Annotated in this window: 12 protein-coding genes; 8 read left to right on the forward strand and 4 right to left on the reverse strand. The window is 43.7% G+C overall.

Annotated features, from left to right (window positions below; genetic code table 11):
• Positions 1-67: 67 nt before the first annotated feature.
• The 3 genes from MD588_RS02265 to MD588_RS02275 all read right to left on the reverse strand — a co-directional run bounded on the left by MD588_RS02265 (position 68) and on the right by MD588_RS02275 (position 2,589).
• On the reverse strand, positions 68-841 hold the full coding sequence (locus MD588_RS02265; RefSeq protein ID WP_265695153.1) for a class I SAM-dependent methyltransferase: 774 nt from the start codon (positions 839-841) through the stop codon (positions 68-70).
• A gap of 343 nt (positions 842-1,184) precedes the next feature.
• Positions 1,185-1,916, reverse strand: a complete 732-nt coding sequence (locus MD588_RS02270; protein ID WP_265695154.1) for a hypothetical protein — start codon at positions 1,914-1,916, stop codon at positions 1,185-1,187.
• Between the two features lie 73 nt (positions 1,917-1,989).
• Positions 1,990-2,589, reverse strand: coding sequence for an outer membrane beta-barrel protein (locus MD588_RS02275; RefSeq protein WP_265695156.1), 600 nt, complete (start codon positions 2,587-2,589; stop codon positions 1,990-1,992).
• A 357-nt stretch (positions 2,590-2,946) separates the two neighbouring features.
• Between MD588_RS02275 and MD588_RS02280 the strand changes: the two genes are divergently transcribed.
• From MD588_RS02280 to MD588_RS02310, 7 genes are all read left to right on the forward strand, one after another.
• The gene (locus MD588_RS02280) at positions 2,947-3,933 is read left to right on the forward strand and encodes a helix-turn-helix domain-containing protein (protein ID WP_265695157.1); all 987 of its coding nucleotides are present in this window, start codon (positions 2,947-2,949) and stop codon (positions 3,931-3,933) included.
• A 220-nt stretch (positions 3,934-4,153) separates the two neighbouring features.
• Positions 4,154-4,915 carry an AraC family transcriptional regulator gene (locus tag MD588_RS02285; protein WP_265695158.1) on the forward strand — a complete coding sequence of 254 codons (762 nt, stop codon included), beginning with the start codon at positions 4,154-4,156 and terminating at the stop codon, positions 4,913-4,915.
• A gap of 391 nt (positions 4,916-5,306) precedes the next feature.
• Positions 5,307-6,221, forward strand: a complete 915-nt coding sequence (locus tag MD588_RS02290; protein WP_265695159.1) for a LysR family transcriptional regulator — start codon at positions 5,307-5,309, stop codon at positions 6,219-6,221.
• A 146-nt stretch (positions 6,222-6,367) separates the two neighbouring features.
• Positions 6,368-7,786 (forward strand): reductive dehalogenase, encoded by a 1,419-nt coding sequence (locus tag MD588_RS02295; protein WP_265695160.1) that lies wholly within the window; start codon positions 6,368-6,370, stop codon positions 7,784-7,786.
• Positions 7,787-7,798: 12 nt separating this feature from the next.
• Positions 7,799-8,077, forward strand: a complete 279-nt coding sequence (locus tag MD588_RS02300; protein WP_265695161.1) for a tetrachloroethene dehalogenase — start codon at positions 7,799-7,801, stop codon at positions 8,075-8,077.
• A 69-nt stretch (positions 8,078-8,146) separates the two neighbouring features.
• Positions 8,147-9,382 carry an FMN-binding protein gene (locus tag MD588_RS02305; protein WP_265695162.1) on the forward strand — a complete coding sequence of 412 codons (1,236 nt, stop codon included), beginning with the start codon at positions 8,147-8,149 and terminating at the stop codon, positions 9,380-9,382.
• Entirely contained in the window at positions 9,372-9,554 is a 183-nt protein-coding gene (locus tag MD588_RS02310; protein WP_265695163.1) for a hypothetical protein, read from the forward strand. The genes MD588_RS02305 and MD588_RS02310 overlap by 11 nt, the downstream gene beginning before the upstream one ends.
• Positions 9,555-10,123: 569 nt before the next feature.
• Here MD588_RS02310 and MD588_RS02315 read toward each other — a convergent pair.
• Positions 10,124-10,831 (reverse strand): hypothetical protein, encoded by a 708-nt coding sequence (locus MD588_RS02315; protein WP_265695164.1) that lies wholly within the window; start codon positions 10,829-10,831, stop codon positions 10,124-10,126.
• A 136-nt stretch (positions 10,832-10,967) separates the two neighbouring features.
• On the opposite strand from MD588_RS02315, the gene MD588_RS02320 reads away from it, so the two are divergent.
• Complete coding sequence (locus MD588_RS02320) at positions 10,968-11,513, forward strand: recombinase family protein (protein WP_265695165.1); 546 nt, start codon at positions 10,968-10,970, stop codon at positions 11,511-11,513.
• Positions 11,514-11,730 lie beyond the last annotated feature (217 nt).

The following is an 11,730-nucleotide window of genomic DNA, read 5'->3' on the forward strand; positions in this document are numbered from 1 at the left end:
TTGGATATATAAAAAGCAGGCTAATAATATGTCTTACCTGCTTTTAACCACATCTTGAAGTCAGCAATTAATTTGCAATCACTAGCATTTCAAAATCATTGATAGTCAACGCATGTTCGCGGGAGAAGTCACCGAGATGAGCGGCAAAAATCTCAATCTGCGTGAAACCGAGAGTTTTAAGCAACCAGCTAATTTCAACAGGCATATACCAACGCTCGTTCGTCTGTAGCACCTTCTCTTTTCCGTTATCGTCAACTGCTGTTACTTCGGCTGTTTCACGAAATGTCATAAGATTGAATTTCAGCTTATCACAACTCGCATTACCCTCTTCTTTCTGTTCCTTCATAAACTCTTGGACAGAATTAAAAATGGGGAAAAGCCCATTAAGCGTCGTAAAGATCAGCTTACCACCTTCGGCCAGCGCATCTCTCGCATTCTGCAGGATCTCAAAGTTCATTTCGTCTGTTTCCATCAGCGGAAAGCCGCCTTCACACAACATAATGATGAGATCAAACTCCTTCTCAAACGGTAAGTTACGTGCATCGGCAACCCTGAAGTCAATATCTAACTGTTCGGCAGAGGCTTTCTCTTTAGCGCGAGCAATTTGAGACTCGGAGAGATCTACTCCTCTCACATTGCTGTAACCGCGTTTGGTCAGCTCAATGGCATGACGGCCAGTACCACAACCGATATCGAGGATCCGTCGCTGCTTGTTGTGCGCTAACTCTTGCTCAAGAAAGTCACACTCGCCTAAAGTCCCTTGAGTAAAGCATTCTTTATCATACTGCTTGCCGTAGTTTTCAAATAGTTCTTCGTACCACTGCTTTTGTTGCATGTTCATAAGAATTTTTTGTCCAACCTGAATTGATTTTTAATTTGGTTAACCTCTGATTAATTAAAGCAGTTTTCGTGACAATCATTAACCATACTCCATAAAGGGATCATGCTTATTACTTTCACATGAGCTCACATGAACGCAGCTTGTTGTTTATCATAATTATGATATATGCCATCTGCGATGAAAGTTGGAGATGAGTTCTCATTACGAGTGTAAGTGATGAAAAGTCTTATGAATTAGCCACCATAGCACAACATATGCATAGCAGTTTATGGTTAATCAGGAAGGGAATCGTACAGACATCCAGGGTGGTTGATACAACCCTGAATAATCTTTTAGTGATTAGCTAGTTTTGAGGAAAAGAGGTCACAAGCAAGGATGTCTGGTTGGCAAAGATACCAAACAAGTAATAGTTATCTGCAATATTTAGTGTAACCAATGCACCATAGTAACTGCCATTTTCTGCAGAGTTCGCACATGACACAGCAGAAGCACGTTCAATATTATAATATGCTCCTTGACGCTTTATATTACCTGAAATTGAACAGCCGCCGTTAAGAACAAACGATCCATCTTCGTTAATTTCCCAGGTACTTCCATCATCTGGATTTGTATGTGTACCTACAATTTGCTCTAAAGGCAAAGAATCTTCAGTCCTATCCATGGAATAAACAAAATTTTCATTTTCTGATTGTGCGGTAATCGTAACTGAGTCAGAGGTAAAATTCGCTGTTGCGACAAAGTTCTCATCTCTAAAAATGTTATCGTTTTCAGAATAAGTCAGACCTTGAGTTATCATTTGTGTATCAGTGGTAGTAACACTATTATCTACAACATAAAAATCACCGTTATCAAGGTCTGCAAGAAGCACATTATTATTAGCCCGAGTTGAATCGACTAGCATAAAGCTGAGCCCTTCATCATTATATATTCCATTCCCAATAAATGATTCTCTGGAACTGCTTGAACTGATAAAGTCAACAGAACTACTGGAACTAGAAGATCCATTATCCTCACTGCCACAGCCAGAGGTTAAAAGCACTAACAAAATGCTACCAACAATACTAAACCTTTTCATTTTAACTCCTAAAATTTTAAACTAACTAAAATTACAAAATCGAACTGGTATTATTTGATGTGAAAAAATGAGTTTAAAAGTGATAATTCAAGCCGACGGAAAGGATATGAATATCTGTCGCCACATTGGCACTAATGCCATTATAAGTTCCAAGATCTAGCTCTGGTCTTAAGTAATCCCAACTTACACGCACAGCAGCAGAGTTATTCAACGCATATTCAGCGCCAAGTGAGAACATTTGCGAAGTCACACTATCATCAGTAGTGTAATCTCCCCAATAACCTGTATTAATGATTGTCTCGGCTGAAAACTGTGCAATACCCCATTTTCCAAAAACTTGAAAATTTCTAGCTATTGGGTAACTTACTTTGGGCGCTGCCGCGACATACATCATCCTGCCAACAGACACAGAATCCACACTGATGGCGTCAATTCCACCTGCCGTCAGTTCAACCGCAAAGAATGGATTAAATTGGTAGCCAGCGTACAAGCTACCCGCAAGGCTGCTTTTATCGATATCGACTTCAATATCCATAGCCGTTTGACCATAGCCAGAAGCATTCAATTCAGTCCCTCTGAATTGTCCTTGACCTACCGAAAAACCAATATACGTTTGTGCAAAAGAAGTTGTTGGCAACAAAGCTGCAGCCAAGACCAGAGCCTTCACCCTCATGAGTTTACCTTTTTGTATAATTTAAAATATGTAAATCAAATTATGTTTGATTAAGGTGCCTAATTTTACAGGCAGCAAATATCACCAACTACATGAAACAAGACAATAAATAACAAAAATCGGACACATCCGCATAAGCTTACAAATAAAGCACGCACTTAAATATGCATATTGACACTTAGGTAAGAAGGAAACTTTAATAAAAGTTTAGAGGGAAACCTATAAAGCAAAATTATGCGCAAGATGTTTCATGTATAGATAGAAACATCTTGCGTATAGATTTCATCGACAGTTTCATTGACTTTAATGAATTATCCATTATTCTAAAAAATTGCTCACAACAATAAAACAAAGCAAATGCTCAGAAAAGCCACAGAATTACCTCTAACAAATTCTATTATATTATTGCCATTCTTAGGCTACTATGAGGAGTCAGGTTTTAATCAATATGATTTATTGAAGGGTTATGGCCTTAATCCACAACTTATTCGTCCCGACAATTACATTCCTTCTTTTTATTTATGTAATATTATTAATGATGTATCTGTAAAAACAAGAATTGACAATATCGGGATAACCGCTTCGAAACTACAAGGATATCCCAGCATCCATCCTACCGTTGCAGCTAACATTCCAAAAGCAGAAAGTTTTTTTGATTTGTTTTTATTTCTATCAAAAAATCAAACGCTACAAGGGTCTCATTTCAAATTGTGGCTCACTTATAATAACGATATCTGCTATATATGCCATAAAGGACAAATCCCTTATCATGCGCTTGGCCCTGAACAAACAGAATATTTTCGAACACTTACACTACTTAATGTACTTAAAAGCTTTCTTGGGCATGATTGGAAACCTGAAGCATTGTATTTTGTCTCGCCATTAGCACCTCCGCATGGCATCACCCAAATGACAAGCTCCCTAAAAGTTTACACGAACCAGAGTTATGGCTGCATACCGGTTAACATTAAGCTTGATGATATTGCCGAGAAAATAGCGCTCAGCCAACTAAGCGCTGCGACTGATCCAACGTCATTTGAAAGGCTTATCATGGCGACGGAAACGTTTATTGAGCATAGGGATCTAAGCTTACCATTCTTGTCTGAAGTCTTTGGTTGCTCGCAAAGAAGTTTACAAAGGATCTTAAAAAGCCAAGGTTCCAGCTTCCAAACTATCACCAAGCAACTTAAATTCAAAAGAGCGAAAAGCTATCTTGAACAAGATATGAGTATCGAGCATATTGCAACAAAACTCGGCTATAGCGATCCTTCAAACTTCACCAGAGCATTCAAAAAACATACGGGGCACGCCCCATCATTCTTTCACCAACATTTTGACAGGTAAGTCTCATAAAATAACAACATAGCCATCATTTACGCTTTTCATTAGGATAATAAACCACAACATGCACATGAGTCCGAGTGTATATCCTGTGCGTAACCATCATAAATTGGCGTAAAATGACAGAGACATAAATTGCTCCCACCTATAAATTACTCAATACAGACACTAAGCATACTTTCAATCTTGTGTAACCTCCAAGTCTGCAGGCTGAGTACAGAATATGTATATTAAAAACATAAATAACTTCAATTCTGATTTAATTCATACTCCGTTCATTGGTATTGCGGCTAAATTGGTAAACTTCAATTCAGGTTGGCATCAACACTCTAAACATCAGTTACTGCTTGCAAAAAACGGATGGATTGTCATTGAAATCAGTCAGTGCCGTTACTTTATACCGCAAGGTTGTGCGATTTGGATTCCAGCACAGACCAAGCACAAGACATCGACTCAAAATGAAGTCGAACTCCGCTCTCTTTTTTTAAAAGAAGGTTTATCACTTCCAGATAAAGTGATAGTCATTACTGTTACACCATTACTTCGAGAAATCATTGATACAATGGCCCATTGGCCATGGGATAAGCCATATAAAGAACAGTTTTCGTTAATGGCCGTCTTCAAGGAAGAATTAAACACGGCATTGCAGCACTCAATAAAACTAATGCTACCGCAAGATAGAAGAATCGAGCCGCTAATGGAAATGATTAATAAGAACTTACTACCCCCTAAACTAACTGAAATTGAAAATACTATAGGTGCGAGCAGTAAAACCATTGGCAGAATCTTCCTGCGAGAAACAGGCTTAAATTACCAATCATGGCGACAACAATGGCGCTTAATGAAAGCAATGGAACTGCTCGCAGCAAAGCATTCTGTCAGCACTGTGGCTCAGATGCTGGAATTTTCTAGTAGTAGTGCTTTTATTGCATTCTTCGTAAAGTATACAAATCAAACGCCAGGGCGATTTCTCGCCTCTCTTTGAAAAAAGAGCAAACCAGCCATCTTACACAACGTATAAATTCAAAAATAGTCTAACGAGCCAACTCACTATTACAGCGAATTGAATAAATGTATTTAGTTCAGTATAGAGGGATGCTAAACATTTTTACCAGACACCTCTTGATTTTGTATTCATATTTATCATCCCTACTCTACTTACACAATGTCATCCACATTTTAATTTCAGTGAATAACGATTTTTCCAACAGAGAAAAGTAAGTCGGTCAATAATTACAACATGACGTGTACCATCTTTATTGAGTCTGTTTTTCTACCTTTTCTGTGCAAGGCGTATGAGTATTTGATACGTCAGGTTGCATTTTTACAATAAAACCTGATGATAATTGTGAATTTGAACATTACGCTAAGTTGCCATGAAAACAGAAGATCTCGCCTTATTTACCATAGTGGTAAAATACGGAAGCCAGAGTGCGGCGGCCAAAGCCTTGGGTATTCAGGAGTCCAAAGTCAGTCGCCATATCACCCAACTGGAGCAGCAGTTGGGCACTAGCTTGATCAGGCGCAATACCCGGCCTCTCTCGCTAACCGATGCCGGTATAGAGTTAATGGAAAGAAGCCAGAAGATCCTGGCCGAAGTCGAAGCTTTGCTGCTCAGTGTCGGTCAAATGCAGGGCCAGCCGGAAGGGATAGTCACCGTCGCGGCACCGCTGGATTTCATCGATATGTTCTGGAGCGAGGCTCTGACGAAGCTTCTACAGCGCTATCCTGCCTTGCAGGTAAAGTTTATCTCCTACCAAAGCCGGCAAAACCCAATGGATATGCAAGCTGATCTGGTCATTTATACCAGCAATGAAAACCCGCCGGACAGCTCGATGGTTGGACGTCCGCTGTTAACCCTTGAGCGGGGATTTGTCGCCAGTCCGGATTTTATCGCCAGACATCCCGAACTGACTCACCCGAAACAACTGGAAGATTACCCATGCCTGCTGTCGGCAAAAGGCGCCCATCCGGCCAATATATGGCTATGGAGCGAAAACAATAAATCTCACCGCCTTGAGGTCAAAGGACCGCTTGAATCTGAAACGCTTCAGCTCTGCATCTCAACCGCCGTACACGGCTTGGGTGTCATCTGGGTACCCCCGCATCTGTGCGGAGAGCATCTTAAAGAAGGCCGGTTGAAATTAATGTTTAACGGCCAATATGCCACCCGTTTCACCACCTGGGGACTTTACCCCGGCCGCCACTTCCTACCGCACAGAGTACGTGTGGTACTCAATTTTTTTCAGGAGGAGTTTGCACAGCTTCAACAACGGCAATTTTACGAATAAATCACCGTCTGACCGCCACCTTGCATTTTTTAGAAGATCGGATTCTAAACAAAGAGGTATATACCGAAGTAGCGACACATATATGCTTTGCCCCAACATTTTTCGTTTTTGGCTTCGAACCAATTGCACAATTTGTAAGGGTGAACATGAGCGAGCAAGACAAGCAGATAGTCGACGAGAAGCGTCGCCAATTATTAAAAATCGGCGCAGGAACCATTGCCGGAGTCAGCGCCGTTGCAGGAGCGGGAACCTGGGTCAAACACCGAGTAGACGGGGTTGTACAAGACGAGTTTCCGGTGGAAGTGTCGCCGGATTATCGTTCTATGGATCAACGTGATGTTCTTCTCACCTTTGGCATGAGCCCCAAATTAGCCAAGCAGTACCCGGAGCGCAACCTGACCTTTGGCGAAGAGACGGCCGGCCCAATTCAGCCGGGAGAAAAGCCGTTCAACTTCCAAAATCACATGATTAATTTTGCCACCGCGCATGAACGGGCCGATAACGACCGAGTAGGTTACACCCAGTTAGATTACTCGCTGGAGCAAGCATGCTGGTACGGCATGAATAATCTGGCTCCCTTGCAGTCAACCGGCGTGCCTAACAGTGGCACATTGAGCTGGGATCAGTCCGACCTCCATCACGAAAAATACCCTTTCAAAGATTCCGTTGAAATGATCAGTGCGATTAAAACAGCAGCCAAGACATTCGGTGCTGTCAGAGTCGGGGTATGTCGACGTGACAAGCGCTGGGACTATGATCCTTTATACGATGTGACCCAAGAAAAGACCCTAACCTGGGAAGAAGATTTTCCGTTCGAGCCTAAAAGCGTGATCGTGATGCTTACGGACATGGACTATGAGCCTATGGCAACAGCACCGATGATCCCAGCCTCTGCGACCGCGGCTATGGGATATACCAATAACACGATTCAGGCCGGTGCTATGGCCAAGTTCCTCAGAGGATTAGGTTACCAGGCCGTCGGCTCGGGCAATGACATGGGCAACTCAGTTGCTTACGCCATTGCTGCCGGTCTGGGGGAAGGTGCCCGTAACGGTACCCTGATTGCGCCAACCCTGGGGCCGCGGGTACGTATCTCCAAAGTTTATACCGACCTTGAGCTGGACGATGTCACTTACGACAAACCGCGTAATTTCGGCATTATGGAGTTTTGTGAGCACTGTAAGCGGTGCGCAGAATCCTGCCCGTCCCAGGCAATCAGTATGGATGACAAGCCATCTATGGGGCCGACCTATCCCGGTTGCGACGATCCTAAATACAACTGGCAAGGCTTGTCGGGCATGCGCAAGTTCTATACCGATTCAAAAAAATGTTTCAAATTCTGGTCTGAGAACGGCGGTGACTGCGGCGTCTGTATTACTGCATGTCCATGGAACAAACCTGACTTTTGGCACCACAGATTGATTGATGCTTCCAACGCCGTCACCAGCGGTGTGGTGCATACCATGATGAAACAGGCAGATATTCTGTTCGGCTACGGCAACGTCAATGACGAGCAAGCCGTGATTAAGTTCTGGCGCAGCGGTATTGACGGCGATTTCACCTAAAGGGAGAGACTCATGATTGGATTAATGTGGTACTTGATGGGGATGGCAACCACCGCTGCCCTGTGGGGATATTTGCACTTGCGACGTACTTATCCGCTAGGGCTGATGGCCAACTTAGGCCTGCTGGGCACATTCGGTCTTGGCTGGATCTGTGTCGGCTGGTCCTGGGCTTCCTTTGCCGAAGGAGAGCCTCAATCCGGCGCGATGGGATTACTCTGTTTTGGTCTACCGGCCCTAATCCTGGCCGTGCTTACCTGGCGAAACTTCATCCAGCCCTGCGCTAAATCGTAATCGTCGTCATATCAATCCGGCGGCCTCGGCATAGCAGCCAGAGGTCGCCGATCTATTTTGGAGAAGTCTATGTCTCAGGGACTTTCACAGTCACGCCGACGTTCTCGCGCAAAACAGAAAAGCCTCCCTTGGTTGCGTATTGCCAGCTGGGCCTCACTGGCCGCTGCCTTTGTTATTGGCCTACTCTGGCAGCAGCCTGACTACCAGCAGCGATTAGAGCAAGCCTACCCCGGCTTTGCAATAACCCGTATAGATACAGCCCAGGGCGAGCAATATCAATTGAGACAGGGAGAAGTAACCCGTCATATCAGCCTTGGACAGGCTCAAGGCTACGGCGGTCCGATGCTGCTGGCGGTTGAAGCCAATGAAAAAGGACGTATTACAGCCACCGAACTGCTCGATCACAAAGAAACACCGGCTTATATCAAGCGCTTCGATCAAGGGCGCTTCTACCGCCAGTTCAACCACCAGCTGCTAAACCAGGATTTCCTGCTGGGCCGGGATATTGACGGCCTGAGCGGCGCCACCCTTTCCTCGCGCGGAATGACAACCGCTATTCGGGAGGCTGCTCACAACGCGGCAAGCCACTACTCGTTGCCGCCTCACTGGCAACAGACTGAATTTAGTGCCGGCCATAAAGAGCTGCTGGCTGTACTGCTGTTTGCCGCCGCATTGCTCAATAAACAAGTACCGCGGCAATGGCAAAAGCGCTACGGTCAAATCCTGGCAACCAGCTCGGTAGTCTTGATTGGTTATTACCTCAACTCGGCGCTGTCGATTACCATGATCGGCTCCTTGCTGCTCGGCTATATTCCATCACCGCAACAACACTTGCTATGGTACATCATGCTGGCTGGCTCTCTGGGCTCTATCCTGTTTTTGGGCCGGAATGTCTACTGCACCCAGCTCTGCCCGTTCCACCAAATCCAACGTTGGCTGCACAAGCTAAGCAGACTAAACATGGCGTTTTATCCCTGGCTGAAAAAGCGCCTGAAGCTGTGGACCAATACCCTGCTCTGGCTGTCGCTGATGCTGATCTTTCTATCACGCACGCCAGCCATCGGCTCTTATGAGCCATTCTCGATGCTATTCTCGCTCGATGGGATTGGTATTCAGTGGTACATACTGCCGCTGAGCATCTTTGGTGCCTTTATCGTCAGCGATTTCTGGTGCCGGACACTCTGCCCGCTGGGCCGTTTCTTAAATTACAGTGTGGAAATGCGGGCAAAGACCCTCAAGCAGCTTCGTAAAGGGCAAAGCAAGAACCTGGACATAGCCATTAAGGATATCACCCATGAGCACTAGTACGCAGACTCATTCCGAGCCGGTAAAACAACGGCAGACAAAATCCGCCAAGCGAGGTTCGAGAAAAGAGCAGCCGGCCAAGGCTGAATGCATGATCAGCGGATTACTGTTTTTTCTGACCGTGGGCACTATTATCGGGTTTTACATCCAGCAGCTTTTACCCAAGCTATAAAAAGCCCAATAATCAGTCCACAGCGAGTCAAGACATAATATCTTGGCCCGCTGCGGACGCGCCAAATATAACCAAAGCCCTTACTTTGAAGAGAGCACGGCATTCTGTCAGTATCCCCCTGCCGACAAACCGCCTGATAGTCAGCAATTCACGCTCACAGCAACGCCAAGCCTTAGTCTCAATGTAGTACTTAAGGTATTTGGAGAGATAGTCAGGCGTTAATAGTGACAGGTGACGAAGGAACATTGTACAAGCTGGGAAATGTAGATGTAGAAGGAGTCTGTAATGACTGCGCGAAAGCCAGCAGCTTAATCACCTGCTCTTTTGCCGTGCGGGGATAACCAGAGATCTGTTGTCATAGCAGCCTCAAGTAATACACATAAAGTGGATCACCTAGACTATGATTTGAGTGATTTCGCAGGTAAGAGATTGATTTGATTTGGCAAACGTGTTGCTTGCACCGCTTTATAAATTGATAGTCACCACTATACTAAAACCCAATATATTCTTATTTTACAGAAGTTTATGAATGGTATTCTCTTAGTATACTCTAGTTAAGACATACTAAACTAATGACGAAATCGATTACGAAACGTCCTATAACTGCATGGTTTAAGTTCATCTAGCCCGTTAGCAAGTCGCTCTTTATTCAACTCTGAAAGCCTCTCAAGAAATTCATTATATGCTTTAGTAAACCTAATAACGGCATGTGTTCTTGTATAATCACGGACTACATTATTGACCAAATCATCCAGCTCCTGGGGCAATCTCACTGTCCTATTACCTTTTTCTGAATGACCTGAAAGTAACGATTTCTTCTCCCAGCCACTCTCAATATAAAGCTTCATCCATCGTGATAATGCACGCCAAGATGGTGGTTTTCCATCATCAATTTCAGTCGACCGCATCTCTATGTATGGGGCTAACCATTTTTCAGTGTAAGCAGGCAGTCCAGCCTCGATTACACCAGTGACATATTGATAACGTCTCTCCATCTCATGATGAGCAAGATCATCACTCTTCTTTTTCGTTATAGTTTGTCTTCTGGTAACCGGTTGCTCAAACAAACATGGAGGCAGCTCATCAATGCTAGTTGCTTTCAATTTACCATGCTGTAGGAAAGACTCGAGTTGCTTTTTAGGGAATGTAAACTTACCACCACTTTCAACATCCTTCAGCACTACCTCTTGGTTGGTTAAGTGGCTCACTTGAAAAAATGACTTTGTATTACCCCGAAAGTTCTTCACAAGGACAAGTTTAGGATCTCGAAAATTCACACGACCTCCATTGTTCAACTAAGGTATAAGTTAAATGAACAATCCGCATATAGAAATCAGTATGTTCATTTAGGGTGGTAAACCGTAAAAATCAACACTATGCTCATTAAGTCTAGAGCCTATTTGAGCATTTTCTATGTCGAAAGTTGGCTATGCCCGCGTATCAACCGAAGATCAATCACTGTCTATTCAAATCGATAAGCTTAATGAGGCTGGTTGTATCAAAGTTTTCAGTGACAAGGCCAGTGCGTCCTCAACACATCGCCTAGGGTTTCAACAGTTGTTGGATTTTCTCCGTGCTGACGATACCCTTGTCATAACACGTATTGACCGGATAGCCCGCTCCGTACTTGATCTTCAACAACTCATTCAGCACTTAAAACAAAACAGCATCTCTCTACACGCATTAGAACAACCAATATCAACTGACACAGCATCAGGAAAAGCCTTCCTCGACATGCTGGCCGTATTTGCCGAGTTTGAACTTAGTATCCGAAGAGAGCGACAACTTGAAGGAATTGCAAATGCAAAGAAGCAAGGAAAGTACAAAGGAAGAAAACCGTTATCAGAGGATTTAAAACAAAAGGTAATCACTTTGTACAATAAATGCCACAACAAGTCAGCAGTTGCTACTCAGTTAGGAATTTCAAGGAATAGTGTGTACAAAATACTTAAGCAGTAGTGCTTTTTCTTCAAAAGACTTCGCCCAAAACCATAAAAATCATAAGTTTAAAAGGATATATCACTGTTTTTCCTCCAAAGTTGTGATATAAGCTGTGAAATGATGTTGCCAACCAATGCCAACAGACAAAAAGATGTGCTCGGTTAATAAAGTATGAAAATAGAAAAATTTAAAACAAGAACGCGAATGATTGTCTACGCTTTTGAAAAAGCGTTAG

The organism is Photobacterium obscurum (assembly GCF_026191635.1).
In the GTDB taxonomy this organism is placed as follows: Bacteria; Pseudomonadota; Gammaproteobacteria; order Enterobacterales; family Vibrionaceae; genus Photobacterium; species Photobacterium obscurum.